Raw genomic sequence first — 22,245 nt, 5'->3', positions numbered from 1 at the left:
GCCGCCGACCGTCCGGTCGGCGGCCGGTTCGGCGCCCTGCGTGCTGCCGTGGGTGCGTCCCGTGCGTCCCGTGCGTCCGGTGTGTCCGGCGCGTCCGACGGAGGCGAACCGCGGCTACGCTCCGTGATGTGTCCTGGAAGTGCTGCTTCCGCACGAGGAATTGACGCAACGTTGATCTGTCGTTCGCCGCCCCGGGGCAGTTGGCCATGACTGTCGGTAGATACCATGTGGCAATCGGTCAGTGCTGGCCGACGCGTGCCGAGAGCGGAGAAGAGGTGGGGCGGCGGGAGCCGACCACGAGCCCGGCACCGGGAAAGGGGACCGAAGTGGCCGACGCGGACGACAAGCAGATGAGCACCCAGGTGTGGGGTTCGGCGGTGGTGGTGGGCTCTGCGCTGGCCGTGGTCGCGGCCTATCTGATCAACGGCGCCCTGCTGGTCCTGGCGGTCGCCGGGGTCGAGACCCTGCTGCTCATGGTGTACGTCGCCCGCCGCTGGCGCGCGATGCACGGGGATCGGGCCCCGGTCCGGCACCGCCCGCGCCGCGGCATCCCGGACGCCGCGCACTGCGAGCGCTGCCGCCGGGCCCGCGAGGCGCTCGACGCCCGGCAGGCGCGGGCCCGCTCGGCCGGTGCGCCGGGGCGGTCCGGGTCCGCGGCGCTCCCGACGGCGGCCGGGTCGCCGCGCGAGCCGTACCGGGAGTCGCGCGAGCCCCGCCGGGAGTCGCACGGGGAGCAGCACCACGCCCGCGGGGAGCAGTACTACGGGCACGGCGAGCACCACCACGCGCACGGGCTGCTGCAGGATCCGGGCCCGCAGTCGGAGTCCGGCGCCGTCGACCACTCGGCCGTCCCGCGCCGCCCGCAGCTCCGGGCCCCGTACGAGCGGCCCTGGACGGCGGAACGGGCGGCCGGCCGGTCCGTGGACCGTTCGACCGCCCGTCGGGGTGCGCCGGGATCAGCCGGCCGTGCTGTACGCCACCAGTGAGACACCGATGTACTGGACGATGAACGCCCCCAGGGTGAAGGCGTGGAACACCTCGTGGAACCCGAACCAGCGCGGTGAGGGGTTGGGCCGCTTGAGCCCGTACACCACGCCGCCGATGCTGTAGAGCACTCCGCCGACGATCATCAGCACCAGGACGGCGACCCCGCCGGTGTGCAGGAAGTCCGGCAGGTAGAAGGCGGCGGCCCAGCCCAGCGCGAGGTACACCGGTGTGTACAGCCAGCGCGGCGCGCCGACCCAGAACACCCGGAACGCGATCCCGGCCAGTGCGCCGCCCCAGACCGCCCAGAGCAGCAGTTGCTGGTCGGCGCCCTTGAGCAGCAGCATCGTGAACGGCGTGTAGGTGCCCGCGATGATCAGGAAGATGTTGGCGTGGTCCAGCCGGCGCAGCACGGCGTCCCCGCGCGGGCCCCAGTCGAAGCGGTGGTACACCGCGCTGACCCCGAACAGCAGCCAGGCGCTGACCGAGTAGATCGCGCAGGCGATCCTGGCGGGCGTGGAGTCGGCCAGGCAGATCAGCACGATCCCGGCGGCCACCGTGGCGGGGAACATCCCGGCGTGCAGCCAGCCGCGCCACTTCGGCTTGCTCTCTATGAGTGCACTCTCCGCGAGCGCAGCAGCAGTCATGCGCAGCATGCTACCCGTTACCTACGGATCCGTAGGTTACTGGCGCGTAGGAAGTGGCGATCGTCACTGTTGGACGTTTTGGAGTAATAGGAGTGTGGCGCCGCACACTCCGTCGCGGGTGAGGCCGCTCTGTTACTGGTCAGTAATCATACTGGCTGGAGTAAAAGGTGCGTCAATTTCGACGCTTCGCCGCGTTCCGGCCTTGAGTCCGGAGCTACGCTGCAAGCACCCTCAGACCCCCGCGACGCCGTCTCCTCGCCGAGATGGCGTGAAACGGAGCGATCGTGTCGTACGAGATCTCTGCTCTCAGCGCATCCGCGCCCACCCGCCACAAGCAGCTGCTCGCTTGGGTGAGCGAGATCGCCGAGCTCACCCAGCCGGACCGCATCGAGTGGTGCGACGGTTCCGACGAGGAGTACCACCGCCTCGCGGACCTGCTGGTGGCGCAGGGCACCTTCAAGAAGCTCAACGAGGAGAAGCGCCCCAACTCCTACTACGCCGCCTCGGACCCCACGGACGTGGCGCGCGTGGAGGACCGCACCTTCATCTGCTCCGAGCAGGAGAAGGACGCCGGACCGACCAACAACTGGAAGGCCCCCGCCGAGATGCGGGAGCTCTTCCAGGGCGAGCAGGGACTCTTCCGCGGCGCGATGAAGGGCCGCACGATGTACGTCGTGCCCTTCTCGATGGGCCCGGTCGGCTCCCCGCTGGCCGCGTACGGCGTCGAGATCACCGACTCCGCCTACGTCGCCGTCTCCATGCGCGTGATGACCCGCATGGGCCAGGCCGTGCTGGACCAGCTCGGCGAGGACGGCGACTTCGTCAAGGCCGTGCACACCGTCGGCGCCCCGCTCGCCGAGGGCCAGGCGGACGTGCCGTGGCCGTGCAACAGCACCAAGTACATCTCGCACTTCCCGGAGACCAAGGAGATCTGGTCCTTCGGTTCGGGCTACGGCGGCAACGCCCTGCTCGGCAAGAAGTGCTACGCGCTGCGCATCGCCTCGACCATGGCCCGCGACGAGGGCTGGCTGGCCGAGCACATGCTCATCCTGAAGCTCACCCCGCCGAACGGCGAGGCCAAGTACGTGGCCGCCGCGTTCCCCTCGGCGTGCGGCAAGACCAACCTGGCCATGCTCCAGCCGACGGTCCCGGGCTGGAAGGTCGAGACGATCGGCGACGACATCGCCTGGATGCGCTTCGGCGCCGACGGCCGCCTCTACGCCATCAACCCCGAGGCCGGCTTCTTCGGCGTCGCCCCCGGCACCGGCGTGGACACCAACGCCAACGCCATCGACACCCTCTGGGGCAACACCGTCTTCACCAACGTCGCCCTCACCGACGACGGCGATGTGTGGTGGGAGGGCCTCACCGAGGAGCCCCCGGCGCACCTGACCGACTGGCGCGGCAACGACTGGACCCCCGAGTCCGGCACCCCGGCCGCCCACCCGAACGCCCGCTTCGCCGTCCCGGCCGCGCAGTGCCCGACCATCGCCCCGGAGTGGGAGGACCAGGCGGGCGTGCCGATCTCGGCGATCCTGTTCGGCGGCCGCCGCGCCACCGCCGTCCCGCTGGTGACCGAGTCCTTCGACTGGCAGCACGGCGTCTTCCTCGGCGCCAACATCGCCTCCGAGAAGACCGCCGCCGCCGAGGGCACCGTCGGCGAGCTGCGCCGCGACCCGTTCGCGATGCTGCCGTTCTGCGGCTACAACATGGGTGACTACTTCGCCCACTGGCTGAAGGTCGGCGCCCGGGCGGACGCCGCCAAGCTGCCGAAGATCTACTACGTCAACTGGTTCCGCAAGGACGCCGGGGGCAAGTTCGTCTGGCCCGGCTACGGCGAGAACAGCCGCGTGCTCAAGTGGATCGTCGAGCGCCTGGAGGGGACCGGCGAGGGCGTCGAGACCCCGATCGGCGTGCTGCCGACCGTCGAGGGCTTCGACCTCGGCGACCTGGACCTGTCCAAGGAGGACCTCGACCTGCTCTTCACCGTGGACGCCGACCTCTGGCGCCAGGAGGCCGCTCTCGTGCCGGCCCACCTGGAGACCTTCGGCGACCACACCCCGAAGGAGCTGTGGGACGAGTACCGGAACCTCGTCGCGCGCCTCGGCTGAGCCTGAGCCTCAGCCGGGAGAGAGGCGGGCGCGCGGCACGAACCGCGCGCCCCGCCGAGCGGCAGGACGGCCGGAGTTCCGCCGGGCGATTTTCCCCCGACCAAGGAGATCGCCCGGACCGGGACTCCGGCCGTAGTGTTTTTCCCGGGTGCTTCGCGGCCTACGGCTGGACGTAACCCCCGAGGAAGTCGCCGATCCGGGTCACCGCGTCGGTGATCTCCTCCGCCCGGGGCAGGGTGACCAGCCGGAAGTGGTCCGGCTCCGGCCAGTTGAAGCCGGTGCCCTGGACCAGCAGGATCCGCTGGGAGCGCAGCAGGTCCAGCACCATCCGGGCGTCGTCCTTGATTTTGTGGACCTTGGGGTCCAGCCGGGGGAAGGCGTACAGCGCGCCCTTGGGCTTGACGCAGCTGACCCCCGGGATCTGGTTCAGCAGTTCGTACGCGGCGTCCCGCGAGGCGTGCAGCCGGCCGCCGGGCAGCACCAGGTCGCGGATCGACTGCCGTCCGCCGAGCGCGGCGGCCACCGCGTGCTGGGCGGGCATGTTGGCGCACAGCCGCATCGAGGCGAGCACGGTGAGGCCCTCGATGTAGCTGCGGGCCCGGCGCCGGTCGCCGGACAGCACCATCCAGCCGGAGCGGAAGCCGGCGACCCGGTACGCCTTGGACAGTCCGTTGAAGGTGACGCAGAAGAGGTCCGGGGCCAGGGTGGCCAGCGGGACGTGCTCGGCGTCGTCGTAGAGGATCTTGTCGTAGATCTCGTCCGCGTAGACCACCAGGTCGTGCCGGCGGGCGATCTCCGCGATGCCCTCCAGCACCTCGCGCGGGTAGACCGCGCCGGTCGGGTTGTTCGGGTTGATCACCACGATGGCCCTGGTCCGGTCGGTGACCCTGGCCTCGATGTCGGCGAGGTCCGGGTACCACTCGGACTGCTCGTCGCAGCGGTAGTGCACCGCGGTGCCGCCGGCCAGTGAGACCGAGGCGGTCCACAGCGGGTAGTCCGGGGCCGGGACGAGCACCTCGTCGCCGTCGTCCAGCAGCGCGGTCATGGCCAGCTGGATCAGCTCGGAGACGCCGTTGCCGAGGAAGACGTCGTCGACGGAGAGGCCGTGCAGCCCGCGGTCCTCGTAGTGCATGACCACCGCGCGGCGGGCGGAGAGCAGGCCCTTGGAGTCGCCGTAGCCGTGCGCGTTGGCGAGGTTGCGCAGGACGTCCTGGAGGATCTCCGGGGGCGCCTCGAAACCGAAGGTGGCCGGGTTGCCGGTGTTGAGCTTGAGGATGCGGTGGCCCTGTTCCTCCAGCCGCATCGCCTCGTCGAGCACCGGGCCGCGGATGTCGTAGCAGACATTGGCGAGCTTGCTGGACTGGATGACCTGCATGTCCGCCTACTTTAGGGGTACGGAGGGGCCGTGCGGCCGGTCTCCGCGGGGGTGCTTTCGGGGGCCCGAACGGCCCCCTTGGATCGGCAGGCGGGGGTGGCGGACGGCCTTCCGAACCAGTAGTCGAATGTCCGGAATGCTCGTGTATGCGAGGAGCGCTGTCGCGCTTTCGTGCGGAACGAGACGGACGGCACACCGCCCGGCGCGGGAGGATGGGGCCGGTCGCGCCGATGGTGTCGGTCGCGCCGATGGTGTCGGTCGTGTCGGTCGCGTCGGTCGAAGAGGGGGTGCGCCGGTGGTCCCGGTCGTGGTGGCGGCGGTGCTGGTCGGTCTCCTGGCGGCTCCACCGCTGCGCGGGCTGATCGCCCGGTTCGCGGTGCCGGAGGGCGAGCCCTGGTGCGAGGACTGCCCGGCCTGCGGGCGCCGGGCGCGCCTGCTGCCGCCGACCGGGCGCTGCCGGGGCTGCCGGGAGCGGCTGGGCGCCGGCCCCTGGACGGTGGAGGCGGTCGCGGTGGCGGTCGCCGTCGCGGTGGCGTACGCGGCGGACCGGCTGGTGGTAGTGACCCTGGCGATGGGCTGGGCGGCGGCGCTCGGCGTGGCGCTCGGTTTCGTCGACGCGCGGGTGCGCCGACTGCCGTACCGGCTGACCCTGCCACTGCTCGGCGGGGTGACGGCGCTGCTGCTGGCGGCGGTGCCGACCGCGGGGCCCGGGGTGGCGCTGCGCTGCCTGCTGGTCGCGCTCGCGGTCGGGGGTGTGCTCGAACTGGCCGTCTGGCTGGGCGCGTTGGGCCCGGGGGACTCCCCGCTCGGGCTCGCCCTGGGCGGGCTGCTCGGTTGGTACGGCTGGTCGGTGGCGCTCGGCGGGCTGTTCGCCGCGATGGTGCTCGCCGGGCTGTGGGGCACCCTGCGGGCCGCCGCCGCGCTGGTCCGCCGCCGCCCGGTGCGCGGACTGGATCTCCCGGTCGGCCCGTTCCTGCTGCTCGGCGCGCTCACCGCGGTCCTGGCGCGGTGAGCACGTGCCGCCGGGGCATTGAAACGCGTTGAAGGGGAGGGGAACGGAAGGGCCCGCCGCACCGGTCGGTGCGACGGGCCCCGCCGCCGACGCGCAGGCCCCACCCTCAAGGAGCGGCGCGCCGGGGGAGTGGAGTTCGGGTGGCCGCGGCCCGTGGCAGCCGCGGCCGGGTGCCGTTACGGCATCTTGTGGACGAACGGGCCGACCGCGTTGGAGAACGCGTTGCCGTTGTTGACGTCCCAGTTGGTCGACCAGGTCATCGCGCCGCGGATGGTCGGCCACTTGGCCGGCGGCACGAAGCTGCCGCAGTTGTTACCGGTGGCCAGGCAGTCCAGCGCGTTGTTCACCACGGCCGGCGCGACGTAGCCGCCGCCCGCGGCCCGGGTGGAGGCCGGGACGCCGATGCCCACCTGGTCCGGCCGCAGGCCGCCCTGGATCTGGGTGCAGACCTGCGAGGTGATGAAGTCGATGGTGCCCTGGTTGTAGACCTTGCCGTCGCAGCCGTTCATGCCGCCCGAGTTGTAGAACTGGGTGTTGACGACGGTGAGGATGTCCTTGGTCTTCAGCGCCAGCTGGAAGTAGGCGCCGGAGGTGTTGTACATCCCGATGGTCTCGGGGGCCATGGTCAGGACGAAGCCGGGGCCGACCTTGGCCTGCAGGGAGTGCAGCGCGTCGCCGAGCGGGCCGGCCTGGACACCGTTCTCCAGGTCGACGTCGATGCCGTCGAAGCCGTAGTCCTTGATGATCGCGTAGGCGCTGTTGACGAAGTTGGCGCCGGCGGTGGCGTCCCCGACGGTGATCGCGCCGTTCTGGCCGCCGATGGAGAGGACGACCTTCTTGCCGGCCGCCTGCTTGGCCTTGATGTCGGCGCGGAACTGGGCGTCGGTGTAGCCGCCGAGCGCCTTGGACAGGCCCGGGTCCAGGGTGAAGCTGATCGCGCCGGTCCTGGTCGGCACGGCGTCGGCGAAGGACACCGCGATGATGTCGTACGCGCTCTGGACGTCGCTCAGCCGCTGCACGGTCGAGTTGTTGTCGAAGTTCTGCCAGTAGCCGGTGACCACGTGGGCGGGCAGGCCGGTGACCGGCGGGGTGGTGCTGGTCGGCGTGGCGGTGGGGGTCGCCGTCGCGGTCTGGGTGGGCGTCGGGGTCGCGGTCCGGGTGGGCGTCGCGGTGGCCGTGGGGGAGGCGGTGGCCGTGGGCGTCGCGGTGGGGGTGGGGGTCGCCGTCGGCGACGGGGTGCCGGTGCCGCCGGGGCCGATCAGCGCGACGTCGTCGGCCAGGTAGGCGCTCTGGCCGTACCAGCCGTGCAGGTAGACGGTGACGCTGGTGGCGTTCGCCCCGGTGGTGAAGGTGCTGGACAGCTGGTTCCAGCTGTTCTGGTTCGACCAGGCGGACGGGTCGGTGCCGCCGGTGCCGCGCGCACCGAGGTAGACGTACGGGCCCTGGACCCACGCGCTCAGGGTGTAGCTGGTGTTGGGCAGCACGCTGATGGTCTGGGTGCACTCGGCGGTGTCACCGGCGCCCGGGGTCGCCTGGAGCGCGCCGGTGCCGGAGTGGACCGGGGAGGAGACCGTGGTCGCGGCGCCGGTGCAGGTCCAGCCCCCGAGCCCGCCGTCGAAGCCGCCGTTGTCGACCAGGTTGCCGACCGCCGCGCTGGCGCCGCCGGCGAAGAGGGCGAGGCCGCCGCCGGCCAGGGCGAGGGCGGTGGCACCGGCCGCGACGGCCGGGAGGGGGCTGCGCCGGCGCTTGTGCGAGGGCTGGTTCAGCGTACGGGCCATGGGGCGACGCTCCTGGGGGAGGAGCGGCCGCCGCGGTGGGGGGCGCGGCGGCCGCGTGTGGGGGAGGGGAGGTCCGAAGTGAGCCTGCGGGGCGGAGCCGGAGGATCGTTCCGTCCCGGATCAAAAGCTGGACTAGACCATTGCTGGTCGTCAAGCATCGGAAGAACGGCTTACGGTTCCGTTAAGGATTCGGAGACCGTTCCGTGTCCGCGCCCCGGGAGCCCCTCAGCGACCCCGCGGCCCGCCCGGACGACCCCCGACACGCCCGTCGGGACAGACTTCGTACAGGACCGTGACCAGACCGCTACCTGCGGCTTTACTGTGCACCTGCGCGCCGGAGTAGGCTGCGCCCGGGGCGGAGACGCACCAGTTGCAACGAGCACGGAGGGGCCGGGAAAGATGGGTCTGCGCGATGTCGCCGAACGGACGCCGGGGCTGCGCACCCTGCTCGGCGGGATGTACGGGCTCTACGGTCGACGGGTCGAGGTCCACCTCGCGAGCACCCCGCGCCACATCGGCGTGATCCTGGACGGCAACCGCCGCTGGGCCAAGGCGGCCGGCGGCTCCACCGCGTACGGCCACCAGCGCGGCGCCGACAAGATCAGCGAGTTCCTCGGCTGGTGCGACGAGACCCACGTCAAGGTCGTCACCCTCTGGATGCTCTCCACCGACAACCTGGACCGCCCGGCCGACGAGCTCGTCCCGCTGCTCGGCATCATCGAGGACGCCGTCACCGGCCTGGCCGCCGCCCGCCGCTGGCGGGTCAACCCGGTCGGCGCGCTGGACCTGCTGCCGCAGCACACCGCCGACGTGCTCAAGCGGGCCGCCGACCAGACCGCCGACATCGACGGCATAACGGTCAACGTCGCGGTCGGCTACGGCGGTCGGCACGAGATCGCCGACGCCGTCCGCTCGCTGCTCCAGGAGCAGGCCGGGCGCGGCACCTCGATCGAGGAACTGGCGGAGGTCCTGACCGTCGAGCACATCGCCGAGCACCTGTACACCCGCAACCAGCCCGACCCGGACCTGATCATCCGCACCTCGGGCGAGCAGCGGCTGTCCGGCTTCCTGCTCTGGCAGAGCGCGCACAGCGAGTTCTACTTCTGCGAGGCGTACTGGCCGGCCTTCCGCAAGGTCGACTTCCTGCGTGCGCTGCGGGCGTACGAGCAGCGCCACCGGCGGCTGGGGCTGTAACCCCGGCACGGTGGCCCCGGCCACCGGCCCGTCCGGAGGAAATGACCGCCGTAGGCCTGGCCTACCCGGTGCCGGCGCGAGGCCAAACGTTCACCGGCAATGATCCGTCAGTTCTCCGGGGGCGCGAATGCACCGCTCCCCGCCTGGGAATACTCCAGTCAGTCCGGTCCCGAGGCCACCGGGGCAGCGGGGGCCGGCATGCCGCGGATGACGCAGGGTCATCCGCTCTGGAGGCCTAGTGGTCAGTTCGAAGAGCCGCCGGACACCAGACCGGCGCACGTACGTTCTCGACACGAGCGTGCTCCTGGCGGACCCGCTCGCCATGACCCGCTTCGAGGAGCACGAGGTCGTCCTCCCGGTGGTGGTCGTCACCGAGCTGGAGGCCAAGCGACACCACCCGGAGCTGGGCTACTTCGCCCGCCAGGCGCTGCGGCTGCTCGACGACTACCGGATCCGCCACGGCCGGCTCGACGAGCCGATCCCGGTCGGCGAGCTCGGTGGCACCATCCGGGTCGAGCTCAACCACTCCGACGTGTCGATACTGCCGGCCGGCTACCGGGCCGGCGGTGAGGCGGACACCCGGATCCTCGCGGTCGCCCGCAACCTCCAGGCCGAGGGCTACGACGTGACCGTCGTGTCCAAGGACCTGCCGCTGCGGATCAAGGCCAGCTCGGTGGGCCTGCTCGCCGAGGAGTACCGGGCCGAGCTGGCGATCACCTCGGGCTGGACGGGCATGTCCGAGCTGCACGTCCCGGCGGACCAGGTGGACGCGCTGTTCTCGGCCGGCCACGACGCGGGGGTGGACGTCGACGGCGCCACCGAGCTGCCCGTCCACACCGGACTGGTGCTGACCTCGGAGCGCGGCCGGGCGCTCGGCCGGGTCACCGGCGACGGCCGGGTGCGGCTGGTGCGCGGGGAGCGCGAGGCGTTCGGGCTGCGCGGGCGCAGCGCCGAGCAGCGGGTGGCGCTGGACCTGCTGCTCGACCCGGAGATCGGGATCGTGTCGATGGGCGGCCGGGCCGGCACTGGGAAGTCGGCGCTGGCGCTGTGCGCGGGGCTGGAAGCGGTGCTGGAGCGGAGGCAGCACCGCAAGGTGATGGTCTTCCGGCCGCTGTACGCGGTCGGCGGCCAGGAGCTGGGCTACCTGCCCGGTTCCGAGGCGGAGAAGATGGGCCCCTGGGCGCAGGCGGTCTTCGACACCCTCTCCGCCGTCACCACCCCGGACGTGATCGAGGAGGTCATCTCCCGCGGGATGCTGGAGGTGCTGCCGCTGACCCACATCCGGGGGCGCTCGCTGCACGACGCCTTCGTGATCGTGGACGAGGCGCAGTCGCTGGAGCGGAACGTCCTGCTGACGGTGCTGTCCCGGATCGGCCAGGGCTCGCGGGTGGTGCTCACCCACGACGTGGCGCAGCGGGACAACCTCCGGGTGGGCCGCTACGACGGCGTGGTGGCGGTGGTGGAGAAGCTGAAGGGTCATCCGCTCTTCGCCCACATCACGCTCACCCGCTCGGAGCGTTCGCCGATCGCGGCGCTGGTCACGGAGATGCTGGAGGACATCCACCCGTGATCCGCCCCTGATCGGGGCATAGTGGGACAATATGGTCAACTCATGACCTGGAGCCCGCTCCTGACGGAGCGGGCTCCGCCCGTTTCATCACATCGAGTGCTTTCCGTCCGGGAAACCGCCGTACGGTGAATGTGACATGCGCCACGCGAAGGGGAATTGCGTCGACCGTGCCCGGTGCGGCATGGTGAGGGTTCTGTCAGGCCCCGCGTACGGCGCGGCAGGGCTTCCGGACTCCGGGAGTCAGGCCCGGGAAGGTTCGCCAACTCCGGTCGGTGGACACACAATTGAAAACCGTTGAGCCGTACGCCGCCCGATTTCAACGCCCGGTCACCTCGGCCGGACGCCGGGCCAGCACCTCCCGTGACCAGAGCACTGTGCGGAGGTCCGTGCCAAGGGGCATCTTGCGCCCGTACGGTCACGCGTGGGCGATGCTGGAAGGAAACCATGTGACTCGGATCTCGGTCCGGGGAGTTGCTGTGGCCTCCGCCACCGCCGTCACCGCTGTCGGTGCCGTCGTGGGTATGGCCTCGGGCAGCGAGGGCAAGACCACGCAGACGGTTGACGTCGCCGGCGCGACCCTGCTTGCCGAAGTCCCCTCTGGCGCCCAGGCGCAGACCATCAGTGACAACATCGGCCAGCAGGCATCCGCCCAGCAGGCCTCCGCCGACGCCGCCGCCAAGGCCGCCGCGGAGCAGAAGGCCGCCGAGGAGGCCGCGCGCCAGCAGGCCGCCGCGGACGCCCAGGCGAAGGCCGATGCCCAGGCCAAGGCCGACGCGGAGAAGGCCGCCAAGGCCGCGGACGACAAGCGCAAGGCCGACGAGGCCGCCGCGAACCGGTCCAAGTCCCGTTCCGCGATGACCGCGGTCGAGGACAGCGCTCCGCCCGTCTCGGTCAGCCCCGGCTCGGTCCAGGACCTGGCCCGGCAGATCGTCGGCAACGACGCGCAGTTCCAGTGCTTCAGCCAGATCGTGAAGCGCGAGAGCGGCTGGGACTACACCGCGACCAACAAGAGCTCCGGCGCGTACGGTCTGGTCCAGGCGCTGCCCGGCACCAAGATGGCCTCGGCCGGTGCCGACTGGCGCACCAACCCGGCCACCCAGATCAAGTGGGGCGTCGGCTACATGAACTCCCGCTACGGCAGCCCCTGTGGCGCGTGGTCGTTCTGGCAGGCCCACAACTGGTACTAGGACCGGCTGCCGCCCCGGCGGCGCGGTTCCCGCGGCCCCCGGCCGTTCGCCCTCCCCGGGCGAGCGGCCGGGGGCCGCGGCGTTCTCGGACACGGGTGTCGCCAGGGCGTTGGCCCGAGGGGTGCGGGGTGCGAGCCCGGTTGCGGACCGCGCCGCCCGGGCTGCGCTGACCAGTGCGCCCTCGGGCGGTGCGGTCCCGGTTGCGGACGCGGGGCGCGGAAAGGGGTCCTGGTTGCTTCCCGCACCGGCCGGTCCGCCGGCAGTTGGCCGCGGGGCGACCTCGGTGGCCGGGCTCCGGGGTCTCGTCCCGACTCCTCCCCAGCGGACCGCATCCGAAACCGGATGGAACCTTGCGTTTTGTCCGGTTCGTCGGCATGGGAGGTTCGAGTCGAACGGGCCCGCGGCCGGACTGGCCGCGCCCTCGCCGGGTAGCGTCATCCCTGACGGCCGCGGCGGGACCCGCGGCGTACCGCCGGGCACGGCGGGTTCGGCAGTGGAGCGGTGGTAGCGAGGATGGCGCGGGGCGGAAAGGCCTTCAAGGCCGTGGCCAAGGGCATGGCCGTGGTGGCGAGCGCGGCCGCCGTGATCGAACGGCGCCGGCGGGCCGCGATGGCGGCCGATCCGCACGAGCCGGCCCTTCCGGGGCCGGCCGCCGGGAACGTTCCGGCGCTCGTGGACGGGCACGTCCCGGCACTTGTCCCGGCACTCGCCGAGGTGCCCGGACCGGTCCCGGTCCCGCGGGCCGACCCGGCCCCGGCGGCCGAGGCGGTCCCGCCGTCCGCCGCGGCGGCCCCGGTCACCGCGCCCGCGCCGGTCGCGCACACCGGGTTCGGGCGGGAGTACCACCCCGGCCGCCCGGCCACCCCCGCCGAGGCGGTGCCGTGGGGGCTGCGGGTGGCCGCGGAGTCGACCTGGCGGCTGCTGCTGCTCGGAGCCGCGCTCTACGTCGTCTTCTACGTGGTCGACATGCTGCGGCTGGTCGCCTTCTCGGTGCTGGCGTCGCTGCTGATCACCGCGCTGCTGGAGCCCTCGGTCTCCTGGCTGCGCCGGCGCGGGGTGCCGCGCTCGCTGGCGGCGGGCGGGGTGTTCCTCAGCGGTCTCGCCGGGATCGGACTGGTCGGCTGGTTCGTGGTCTGGCAGGTGTCGACCAACCTCTCGGACGTCACCACCCAGGTGAAGACCGGCGTCAACCAGATGCGGGACTGGCTGGTCACCGGGCCGCTGCACCTGACCCAGCAGCAGATCACCGACTTCGCCAACCAGATCACCAAGGCCATCACCACCAACACCGATCAGCTCACCTCGGCCTCGATCACCGGCGCGCAGATCGCCGTCGAGGTGCTGACCGCACTGCTGATGACCTTCTTCACCACCTTCTTCTTCCTCTACGACGGGGCGAAGATCTGGAACTGGGCGCTGCGCGGGCTGCCGCGGCACTCCCGCTTCGCGATGGCCGGGGCCGGCCCGAAGGCGTGGGCGACGCTCACCGCCTATGTGCGCGGCACGGTCTGCGTGGCCTTCATCGACGCGCTCTGCATCGGCATCGGCGTCGATCTGCTGGGCGTGCCGCTGGCCCTGCCGCTGGCCGTGATCATCTTCCTGGGCGCCTTCGTCCCGCTGGTCGGCGCACTGGTCACCGGCACCGTCGCGGTGCTGATCGCGCTGGTCACCCAGGGGCCGTGGACGGCGCTGATGGTGCTGGTGGTGCTGGTGGTGGTGATGCAGGTGGAGAGTCACATCCTCCAGCCGCTGATCCTCGGCCGGGCCGTGAGGGTCCACCCGCTCGGCGTGGTGCTCGGCGTCGCGGCCGGCGGCATCATCGGGGGCATCGGCGGCGCGGTGGTCGCCGTCCCGCTGATCGCCGTCACCAACACCGTGGTCACCCACCTGCGCCGGCGCAACGAGGCCGGCCAGGCCGTCTTCACCGCGCTCGAAGCCGCCCGCGAGGCCGCCGAACGGACGGCCGGACAGGCCGCCGGGCGCAGCTCCGAGCGCACCGGCGAGCGCACCGCGGCCACCGGTTCCGCCGCGCCGGCCGCACCCGCCGCCGACTGACCCTCCGCCGTGCCGGACTTCCGGTGCGGAGAACGACGACGGGCCCTCCCGGACATGGTGTCCGGGAGGGCCCGTCGTCGTGCCGGGTGCGTCAGGCGGTGACGGCGGCGAGGGCGGCCTCGGAGTCGAGGACGCCGGCCACGGCCTGGAGGACGGCGGCGATCTTCATCGAGGCCTGGACGACCTCGCGCTCGACGCCGGCCTTGCGCAGCACGGCCTCGTGCGAGTCGAGGCACTGGCCGCAGCCGTTGATGGCGGAGACCGCGAAGCACCAGAGCTCGAAGTCGACCTTCTCGACGCCCGGGGTGCCGATGATGTTCATCCGCAGACCGGCCCGCATCGTGCTGTACTCCTTGTCGGAGAGCAGGTGCAGCGTCCGGTAGTAGACGTTGTTCATCCCCATGATCGCGGCCGCGCCCTTGGCGGCGTTGTACGCCTCCGGGGACAGGTTGGCCTTGGCCTCGGGCTCCAGCTCACGCAGCAGGCCGGGGCTGCGGGTGGCCATCGCGCAGGACAGCACGGTGCCCCAGAGCTGCTGGGCGGGGAGGTCGGAGTTGCCGATGACCGAGCCCAGGTTGAGCTTGAGGTCCTTGGCGTAGTCCGGGAGGGCGGCCTTCAGGTCGTCGAGAGCCATGGGTCAGCCCGCCAGCAGGGCCTGGGCGTCGAGGGTGTCCTCGCCCTTGTTCCAGTTGCACGGGCACAGCTCGTCGGTCTGCAGGGCGTCCAGCACCCGCAGGACCTCCTTGGGGTTACGGCCGACGGAGCCGGCGGTGACCATGACGAACTGGATCTCGTTGTTCGGGTCGACGATGAAGACGGCGCGCTGGGCGGTGCCGTCCTCGCCCTCGACGCCGCAGGCGCGCATCAGGTCGTGCTTGATGTCGGCCAGCATCGGGAAGGGCAGGTCGCGCAGGTCCTTGTGGTCCTTGCGCCAGGCGTGGTGCACGAACTCGGAGTCGCCGGAGACGCCGAGAACCTGGGCGTCGCGGTCGGCGAACTCGTCGTTCAGCTTGCCGAACGCGGCGATCTCGGTCGGGCAGACGAAGGTGAAGTCCATCGGCCAGAAGAAGACGATCTTCCACTTGCCCTCGTAGGACTTGTGGTTGATATCGGCGAAGGCGCTCGCGGCGTCCAGGTCGACACAGGCCTTGAGGTCGAACTCGGGGAACTTGTCACCGATCGTGAGCACGTTCGCTTCTCCTGAAGTGAGATGAGGGGAGCTTGTCCGGAATCCGGACACCACTCACAGTTCCACATCGTGGACTGATCAGGGAAATAGCTACACTGGATGTGTCTGATCGGAGATTGTTATCAGTACTGAATCCCCCACGTCGCGGCCGGGTTCCCGCCGCAGCGGCGGCACCAAGGGCGACCCGACTGTGGCGAGCGCCACAGCCCGGAGCCCGCGCACCCCGACCGTCGCCCAGTTGCGCGCCTTCGTCGCGGTGGCCGAGCACCGGCACTTCCGGGAGGCCGCCGCCGCCACCGGGACCAGCCAGCCCGCGCTGTCCGGGGCGGTCGCGGCGCTGGAGGAGTCGCTGGGCGCGCAGCTGGTCGAGCGTACGACGCGCAAGGTGATCGTCACCCCACTGGGGGAGCGTGTGCACCAGCACGCGCGCCGGGTGCTCGCCTCGCTGCAGGCCCTCACCGAGGAGGTCGAGGCCGCCCGCCGTCCGTTCACCGGGCCGCTGCACCTGGGCGTCATCCCGACCGTCGCGCCCTATCTGCTGCCCACCGTGCTGCGGCTGGTCCGCGACGGCTTCCCGGACCTGGAACTGCACGTCCACGAGGAGCGCACCCCCTCGCTGCTGGAGGGCCTGGCCGCCGGGCGGCTGGACGTCCTGCTGCTCGCGCTGCCGGCCGGCGGGGCCTCGCCGACCAAGGACATCCCGCTGTTCGACGAGGACTTCGTCCTGCTCACCCCGCCCGGCCACCCGCTCGCCGGGCGGATCGACGTCCCGCGCGACGTGCTGCTCGACCTGGACGTGCTGCTCCTGGAGGAGGGCCACTGCCTGCGCGACCAGGCGCTGGACATCTGCCGCGAGGTCGGCGCCGACCCGGCGGGCTCGACCACCCGCGCGGCCGGCCTGTCCACCCTGGTCCAGCTGGTCGCCGGCGGCCTCGGGGTGACCCTGCTGCCCGCCACCGCGCTGGACGTCGAGGCCGGGCGCACCGACCGGCTGGCCGCCGTCCGCTTCGCCGCACCGCAGCCCGGCCGCAGGATCGGGCTGGCCGTCCGGCCGGGCTCGGCCCGCAACGCCGAGTACGAGCGCTTCGCGGCCGCGCTGCGCGAGGTGCTGGTCGAGCTGCCGGTCCGGATCGTGTCCTAGGGCCTGTCTTCAAACCCCCGCCTGCGGGGCGGCGGGACGACGGGGGTTTGAAGACAGGCCCTAGGCCCTCTCTTTCGGATCACGTCGGACCAGTGGGCGTCGTTGGAGTGCGTGCATCGGCGGTGCGGAGGAGGGAGTCCATGCGGAGCATCGGCGACCGACGACAAGCCGGCGAGGTGCGTGCTCCGGCGGCGACCGCCTGGCGTGATCCGAAAGAGAGGGTCTAGCCCAGGGTGTCCCGGCCTCCGTGCCGGCCCGGCTCGGGGCGGGCGGCCGGGGTGCCCAGGCAGAGTCCGACCGTCGTCGCGACGAGGAGCTCCAGCGCCTCCAGGGTGTCCTGGTCGGGCCGGTCGCCGGGCCGGCGCAGGGTGAGGTGGCGGGCCGTCAGGCCGTCGAAGCCGCCGAGGAAGTGGACGGCGATCCGGCGGGCGGGCAGCGCCAGGCTCAGGCCGTGGGCGGCCGCGAGGGCGTCGAGCATCTCGGTGGCGGTGCCCTCGATGTCGTGCTGGAGCCCGAGCATGATCTCCTGCATGTCCGGGTCGCGCATGGCCAGCGCCCCGAACTCGCTCAGCAGCACGCAGCGTCCGTGCTCGCCGGTGGCGGCCTCCCAGAGCGCGAGCACCAGGGTGCGGACCTGCTCGCCGAACGCGCCGTCGCCGGGGGAGGCGGCGCGCACCTCGCCGACGAAGTCGGACTTCAGCTGCTGGACGACCGCTCGGTAGAGGTCCTTCTTGGTGCCGAAGGTGTAGTGCACCGTCGCCTGCGCCACGCCCAGCTCGGCCGCGATCGCGCGGGTGCTGCCGGCGGCGATTCCCTCCCTGGTCATCAGGTCGATCGCGGCCTGGACCAGTTGCGGTCGGCGTTCGGAGGCGGGGACGTGGGCCATCCAGTCAGGGTAGCGCCACGGGCGGGCAACTGTGTCGTGCGATCTTGTCGTCCAACTTTGTCACCCGACAAAGTTCGGTCTACGGTGGGACGCGACCTGCCCTGACCGACCCGAGGGACCGCCGATGGCCACGTACCTGTACCGACTGGGCCGATACTGCTTCCGGCGGCGACGGGCCGTCGCCGCCGTCTGGATCGCCCTGCTCCTCGCCGTCGGCGGGGTCGCGGGCGCCTTCGCCGGCAAGACCACCGACGAGTTCAAGGTCCCGGGCACCGAGGCGCAGGCCACCCTGGACCGGATCAAGGACACCTTCCCGGCGCAGGGCCACGGCTCCGCGCAGGTCGTCTTCGCCGCCGGCGCGCCCGGCGGCATCGGGACGCCCGAGGCGGTCAGGGCGGTCGGCGAGTCCGTCGCCCGGATCGCCCAGGTGCCGGGCGTGGCCGCGGTGCCGGACCCGTACGCCACCGGCGCGCTCTCGCCGGACGGGAAGGTCGCGCTCGCGCTGGTCTCCTTCGACCACAAGCTCGCCGACGTCACCGACCAGCAGCGCGACGCGGTGAAGGCCGCCGCCGAGCCGGCCCGCGCGGCCGGGCTGGACGTGGCCTTCGGCGGCGACGCGTACAACACGATGGCCCGGATCGAGGGCGGCAGCGAGGCGATCGGCCTGGTGGTGGCCGGGCTGGTGCTGGTGGTCACCCTCGGCACGCTGGTCGCCGCCGGGCTGCCGCTGCTGACCGCGCTGGTCGGCGTCGGCGTGACGATGGCCGGCCTGCTGGCGCTCACCGGCTCCTTCGAGATCATCACCACCGCGCCGGTGCTGGCCCTGATGGTCGGCCTCGCGGTCGGCATCGACTACGCGCTGTTCATCCTCTTCCGGTACCGCCGCCACCTGGACGAGGGCCTGGAGCCGGAGGAGGCCGCCGCCCGGGCCACCGCGACCGCCGGCAGCGCCGTCGTCTTCGCCGGCCTGACCGTGGTCGTCGCGCTCGCCGGACTCGCCGTCGCGGGCGTGCCCTTCCTCACCGTGATGGGTCTGGCCGCCTCCGGGGCCGTCGTGGTGGCCGTCCTGGTCGCGATCACGCTGCTGCCCGCCGTGCTGGGCTTCACCGGCCGGGCCATCGACCGGCTGCCGATCTGGAAGCGGGCCCTGACCGCCAACGGCCGCACCACCATGGGCGAGCGCTGGGGCCGCTTCGTGGTCCGCCGCCCGCTGCCCGTCCTGCTGGTCGCCCTGGCCGGGCTGGGCGCCCTGGCGGTGCCCGCCGCGAGCCTGAACCTCGGTCTGCCGAGCGGGGGTTCGCAGGCCGCCGGGACGGACGCGCGCAAGGCGTACGACCTGGTCGGCGAGAGCTTCGGGCCGGGCTTCAACGCTCCGCTGGTGGTCGTGGTGGACGCCCACGGCGCGCCGCAGCCCGAGCAGGCGGTGCGGGAGGTGGCCGCGAAGCTCCAGACCCTCAAGGGCGTCGGGACGCTGCTGCCGCCGACCGTCGACCAGGAGAGCCGCACCGCGCTGGTGACCGTCATCCCGCAGACCGGTCCGGACCACGCGGACACCGAGGCGCTGGTCAACGAGATCCGCGACCGGAAGGCGGAGTTGAAGGCGGAGACCGGCGCGGACATCGCCGTCACCGGCACCACGGCCGCCAACATCGACGTCTCCACCAAGCTCGGCCAGGCGCTGCCGCCCTTCCTCGCGGTGATCGTCGGGATCGCGGTGGTGCTGCTGGCGCTGGCGTTCCGCTCGGTGCTCGTCCCGCTCAAGGCGGTGGCCGGCTTCCTGCTCAGCGTCACCGCCTCGCTCGGCGCGGTGGTCGCGGTCTACCAGTGGGGCTGGCTGGACGGGCTGATCGACGTGCCCAAGGTCGGGCCGGTGGTGAGCTTCGTGCCGATCCTGCTGATCGGCGTGCTGTTCGGGCTGGCGATGGACTACGAGCTGTTCCTGGTCTCCGGGATGAAGGAGCAGCACGTCCACGGCGCGGCGCCGCGCGAGGCCGTGGTGGCCGGGGTGCGGAACGGGGCCCGGGTGGTCACGGCGGCCGCGCTGATCATGGTGGCGGTGTTCGGCTCGTTCGTCTTCGGCCACGACCCGGTCGTCCAGCCGATCGGCTTCGCCCTCGCGGTGGGCGTGCTGGTGGACGCCTTCGTGGTGCGGATGGCGCTGGTGCCGGCCGCGATGGCGCTGTTCGGCAAGGCCGCCTGGTGGTTCCCGAAGCGGCTGGAGAAGGTCGTGCCGCGGGTGGACATGGAGGGCGAGCAGCTGATGGCCCGGCTCGCCCGACGGCCGGCCGGGGACGGGACGCGGGAGCCGGCCGAGCAGCCGGCCGTGGAGCCGACCCGGATCTGACGGCCCCGGCCCCGGAAGCCCCGGCGCCCGGTGGGATCCGTTCCCGCCGGGCGCCCCCGCGTTCGCGCCCCCGCGTTGGAGGGGGCGCGGTCACATCCCCGCGGGCAGCCGCTGCTCGAACCAGACCACCTTGCCGGTGCCCAGCCTGGTCGCACCCCAGCGGTCCGCGCACCGGGCCACTATCTGCAGCCCGCGCCCGCGTTCGTCCTCCGGCCCGGTGCGGCGCGGGCGCGGCAGCAGCGGGCTGTCGTCGCCGACCTCGCAGCGCAGCCGGGCGGTGCGCACCAGACTCAGGGTGACCGGCCGGGTCGCGTGCTGGACGGCGTTGGTGACCAGCTCGCTGACCATCAGCTCGGTCGCCTCGCTCAGCTCGTCCAGCCCCCAGCGGCGCAGCGTGTGCGCGGCCAGTCGGCGGGCCCGACCCGGAGTCTCGTTGCGCGGCTGGAGGTACCAGTGCGCGACGTCCCCGGCCGGGATGCCGTCGAAGCAGGCACCGAGCAGGGCGATGTCGTCGCCGCGGTCGCCGGGCGGCAGGATCCGCAGCGCCTCCTGGCACAGCTGCTCCGGGGACTGCCAGCGGGCGGCGGCGATCCGGGCGCGCAGCATCTCCAGGCCGTCGCTGATCGGGCGGGTGCGGGTCTCCACCAGGCCGTCGGTGAACAGCAGCAGGGCCGAGCCGGGCGGTGCGGGCAGTTCGACGGAGTTGAAGTCCACCCCGCCGACGCCGATCGGTGCTCCGGAGTCCAGTTCGACCAGTTCGGCGATGCCGTCCGGGCGGACCAGCACCGGTGGGACGTGTCCGGCGTTGGCCATCACCACCCGGTTGGCGATCGGGTCGTACACCGCGTAGACGCAGGTGGCCAGGTGCTGTTCCCGGCCGAGCCGCTGGGCCTGTTCGTCCAGGTGGTAGAGCACCTCGTGGGGCGGCAGGTCGAGGGCGGCCAGGGTCTGGGCGCTGGTGCGCAGCTGGCCCATGATGGCGGCCGAGGTGAGCGAGTGGCCCATCACGTCGCCGACGATCAGGGCGACCCGGTTGCCGGGCAGCGGGACGGCGTCGTACCAGTCCCCGCCGACCTGTGCGCCGCGCTCGCCGGGCAGGTAGCGCTGGGCGATCCGGACGCCGTGCGACTGCGGCAGGCGCAGCGGCAGCATGCTGCGCTGGAGTTCGTTGGCGATCTCCCACTCGCGGGCGTAGCGCAGTGCGGTGTCCACGGCCAGCCCGGCCTGGGTGGCGAGGTGCGCCGCGGTCGCGGTGTCCGCGGCGTCGAAGACCGGGCGGCCGGTGCGTTCGGGAGGGCGGCGGATCAGTATCAGCAGCCCGAGCACGGCCTTGCGCCCGCGCAGCGGCAGGGCGAGGACGGAGGTCCCGGCGGCCAGCCGGGCCACCCCGCGGGTGCCGTACAGCTCGCGCAGCAGCGTCTCGGCGCGTTCGGCGGCGGGGGTGCCGAGGACGGCGGCCTCGGCGGGGCGGCGGCTCAGCAGGGCGTGGGCGAGCGCCCCGCCGCGGGTCACCGGGGTGGCCGGGCCGCCGTCGGCGGTCGAGCGGGCGCCGTAGCGGGAGCGGCGCCGGTCGTCCAGGCCGCTCGGGCGGCCGCGGCGGCCGATCCGGGTGCCGGTGCTGTGGTGTATCCGCAGCTCCTCCGGGAAGCCGGGTTCGCGTTCGACGTTGGGCAGCGGGTCGCGCAGGTGGACGACGGCGGCGTCGGCGAGCGTCGGGACCAGCACCCGGCCGATGTTGCGCAGCGTCGCGGCGAGGTCGAGGGCGCTGTTGATCCGCCGGGTCGCCGAGTCGAGGTACGCCAGGCGGTCCGCCATCTCGGTGCGTTCCGGCCGTGCGCCCGCCCGTCGTACCGGGGCTGCCGGCAGGGCCGTCGCCGGGGCCGGTGTCGCGGCCGGGACCTGGCGGCGCTGGCCCGGGACGGCGGGCGGCTGCTCCGCCTCGGTCTTGAGCTGGTCGCGCACGGCTGCCTGTCCTGGATTCGGTGTGGTCGGTGAGCTGTTCTGTTGCACCGGCCGCGGGTGCGGCCGGGCCTGTCCCGGTTCGATCAGCCGACGCGTCGACAGCGCAGGAACAGCTGTTCCTCCGGCGGCAGCGAGGTACTGGCCGGCGCGTACGGATGCCCCGAGCACTCCTCGACGGCGAAGCCGGCCGTGACCAGAACCCGCTCCAGATCCTCCCTCAGATACCCACTGATCCGCAGCTCTCTGCCAAGGAACGGAAGCGGAACGTGATCCAGGTCCGCCTCGACCATACCGAGCGCCAGCAGTCCGCCCGGCCGCAGGAGTTCGCGCAGCTGCCGCAGCACGGTCGGGATCTCGTCCTGCGGCAGCAGGATCAGCGAGAAGAACGCGGTGACGGCGGCGAAGCGGCCCCGGCCGTCCGGCCCCAGTTCGGGGGCGTTCCAGACCCGGTCCGCACGCTCGGTGGCCAGATCGTACAGGTCGATCCGATGGAACACCGGCGCGAAAACGCCTGGGAAGGTGGTCCGCCGGGCCAGCGTGAGCATGCCGTCGGAGAGGTCCGCGCCGGTCACCCGCAGACCGTCGGCGACCAGCTGGCGGACGGTCGGTTCGCCGGTGCCGCAGCCCACGTCCAGCACCCGGGCGCCGGGTTCGAGCTCGGCGAGCAGCCGCCGGCCGCAGGCCAGCTGTCCGTCCTTGGCGGGGAACGCCTCGCCGTACTCCGTGCCGATGGTGTCGAAGGCGACCGCCTGCAGTGCCCGGGCCGCCCGCCGCCGCCGTACCTCGGGTTCGTCGTCGCCGGCGTCCTCG

The 22,245-nt window shown here is 72.6% G+C and carries 17 protein-coding genes; 9 read left to right on the top strand and 8 right to left on the bottom strand.

The genetic code is table 11. The features are described from left to right. The first annotated feature begins 326 nt into the window (after window positions 1–326). Window positions 327–986, top strand: coding sequence for a hypothetical protein (locus ACFVUY_RS41550; RefSeq protein WP_387737144.1), 660 nt, complete (start codon window positions 327–329; stop codon window positions 984–986). Here ACFVUY_RS41550 and ACFVUY_RS41545 read toward each other — a convergent pair. Next, window positions 957–1,631 carry a hemolysin III family protein gene (locus tag ACFVUY_RS41545; protein ID WP_387694190.1) on the bottom strand — a complete coding sequence of 225 codons (675 nt, stop codon included), beginning with the start codon at window positions 1,629–1,631 and terminating at the stop codon, window positions 957–959. The two genes, ACFVUY_RS41550 and ACFVUY_RS41545, sit on opposite strands and share 30 nt — an antisense overlap. 284 nt (window positions 1,632–1,915) lie before the next feature. Between ACFVUY_RS41545 and ACFVUY_RS41540 the strand changes: the two genes are divergently transcribed. Further along, complete coding sequence (locus ACFVUY_RS41540) at window positions 1,916–3,742, top strand: phosphoenolpyruvate carboxykinase (GTP) (protein WP_359899489.1); 1,827 nt, start codon at window positions 1,916–1,918, stop codon at window positions 3,740–3,742. Between the two features lie 160 nt (window positions 3,743–3,902). Here the strand turns inward: ACFVUY_RS41540 and ACFVUY_RS41535 are convergent, their stop codons facing one another. Then, window positions 3,903–5,117: a pyridoxal phosphate-dependent aminotransferase gene (locus ACFVUY_RS41535; RefSeq protein ID WP_380553471.1), complete on the bottom strand. Its 1,215-nt coding sequence runs from the start codon at window positions 5,115–5,117 to the stop codon at window positions 3,903–3,905. Between the two features lie 295 nt (window positions 5,118–5,412). Here ACFVUY_RS41535 and ACFVUY_RS41530 point away from each other — a divergent pair, with 295 nt between their 5' ends. Next, window positions 5,413–6,129, top strand: coding sequence for a prepilin peptidase (locus tag ACFVUY_RS41530; protein ID WP_387737143.1), 717 nt, complete (start codon window positions 5,413–5,415; stop codon window positions 6,127–6,129). Window positions 6,130–6,305: 176 nt separating this feature from the next. Here ACFVUY_RS41530 and ACFVUY_RS41525 read toward each other — a convergent pair whose 3' ends face one another. Further along, on the bottom strand, window positions 6,306–7,907 hold the full coding sequence (locus ACFVUY_RS41525; protein ID WP_387737142.1) for a chitinase: 1,602 nt from the start codon (window positions 7,905–7,907) through the stop codon (window positions 6,306–6,308). Window positions 7,908–8,306: 399 nt separating this feature from the next. Here ACFVUY_RS41525 and ACFVUY_RS41520 point away from each other — a divergent pair, with 399 nt between their 5' ends. The 4 genes from ACFVUY_RS41520 (at window position 8,307) to ACFVUY_RS41505 (ending at window position 13,913) form a co-directional block, all read left to right on the top strand. After that, the gene (locus tag ACFVUY_RS41520) at window positions 8,307–9,101 is read left to right on the top strand and encodes an isoprenyl transferase (protein ID WP_181970663.1); all 795 of its coding nucleotides are present in this window, start codon (window positions 8,307–8,309) and stop codon (window positions 9,099–9,101) included. Window positions 9,102–9,339: 238 nt separating this feature from the next. After that, a complete protein-coding gene (locus tag ACFVUY_RS41515) occupies window positions 9,340–10,671 on the top strand; it encodes a PhoH family protein (protein ID WP_359899497.1) in 1,332 nt (443 codons plus the stop codon). A 428-nt stretch (window positions 10,672–11,099) separates the two neighbouring features. Beyond that, window positions 11,100–11,858: a transglycosylase SLT domain-containing protein gene (locus ACFVUY_RS41510; protein WP_380359217.1), complete on the top strand. Its 759-nt coding sequence runs from the start codon at window positions 11,100–11,102 to the stop codon at window positions 11,856–11,858. A gap of 513 nt (window positions 11,859–12,371) precedes the next feature. Then, window positions 12,372–13,913 (top strand): AI-2E family transporter, encoded by a 1,542-nt coding sequence (locus ACFVUY_RS41505; protein ID WP_387737141.1) that lies wholly within the window; start codon window positions 12,372–12,374, stop codon window positions 13,911–13,913. 91 nt (window positions 13,914–14,004) lie between these two features. Here ACFVUY_RS41505 and ACFVUY_RS41500 read toward each other — a convergent pair whose 3' ends face one another. Together ACFVUY_RS41500 and ACFVUY_RS41495 are read right to left on the bottom strand one after the other, a co-directional pair. Continuing rightward, window positions 14,005–14,547 carry an alkyl hydroperoxide reductase gene (locus ACFVUY_RS41500; RefSeq protein WP_359899503.1) on the bottom strand — a complete coding sequence of 181 codons (543 nt, stop codon included), beginning with the start codon at window positions 14,545–14,547 and terminating at the stop codon, window positions 14,005–14,007. 3 nt (window positions 14,548–14,550) lie between these two features. Then, window positions 14,551–15,102: a peroxiredoxin gene (locus tag ACFVUY_RS41495; RefSeq protein ID WP_359899505.1), complete on the bottom strand. Its 552-nt coding sequence runs from the start codon at window positions 15,100–15,102 to the stop codon at window positions 14,551–14,553. 190 nt (window positions 15,103–15,292) lie between these two features. On the opposite strand from ACFVUY_RS41495, the gene ACFVUY_RS41490 reads away from it, so the two are divergent. Continuing rightward, window positions 15,293–16,243 (top strand): LysR substrate-binding domain-containing protein, encoded by a 951-nt coding sequence (locus ACFVUY_RS41490; RefSeq protein WP_387694194.1) that lies wholly within the window; start codon window positions 15,293–15,295, stop codon window positions 16,241–16,243. 223 nt (window positions 16,244–16,466) lie between these two features. Here the strand turns inward: ACFVUY_RS41490 and ACFVUY_RS41485 are convergent, their stop codons facing one another. Then, window positions 16,467–17,129, bottom strand: a complete 663-nt coding sequence (locus tag ACFVUY_RS41485) for a TetR/AcrR family transcriptional regulator (RefSeq protein WP_387694195.1) — start codon at window positions 17,127–17,129, stop codon at window positions 16,467–16,469. 124 nt (window positions 17,130–17,253) lie between these two features. Between ACFVUY_RS41485 and ACFVUY_RS41480 the strand changes: the two genes are divergently transcribed. Then, window positions 17,254–19,473: an MMPL family transporter gene (locus tag ACFVUY_RS41480; protein ID WP_387694196.1), complete on the top strand. Its 2,220-nt coding sequence runs from the start codon at window positions 17,254–17,256 to the stop codon at window positions 19,471–19,473. A gap of 90 nt (window positions 19,474–19,563) precedes the next feature. Here the strand turns inward: ACFVUY_RS41480 and ACFVUY_RS41475 are convergent, their stop codons facing one another. Both ACFVUY_RS41475 and ACFVUY_RS41470 read right to left on the bottom strand, forming a co-directional pair. After that, a complete protein-coding gene (locus ACFVUY_RS41475) occupies window positions 19,564–21,435 on the bottom strand; it encodes a SpoIIE family protein phosphatase (protein WP_387737140.1) in 1,872 nt (623 codons plus the stop codon). Between the two features lie 83 nt (window positions 21,436–21,518). Continuing rightward, a complete protein-coding gene (locus tag ACFVUY_RS41470; protein ID WP_387737147.1) occupies window positions 21,519–22,190 on the bottom strand; it encodes a class I SAM-dependent methyltransferase in 672 nt (223 codons plus the stop codon). Between the last annotated feature and the right edge of the window lie 55 nt (window positions 22,191–22,245).

The organism is Kitasatospora sp. NPDC058063, from assembly GCF_042885395.1.
Lineage (GTDB): Bacteria > Actinomycetota > Actinomycetes > Streptomycetales > Streptomycetaceae > Kitasatospora > Kitasatospora lactacystinica.
This window is presented reverse-complemented; position numbering and strand designations above follow the sequence as displayed.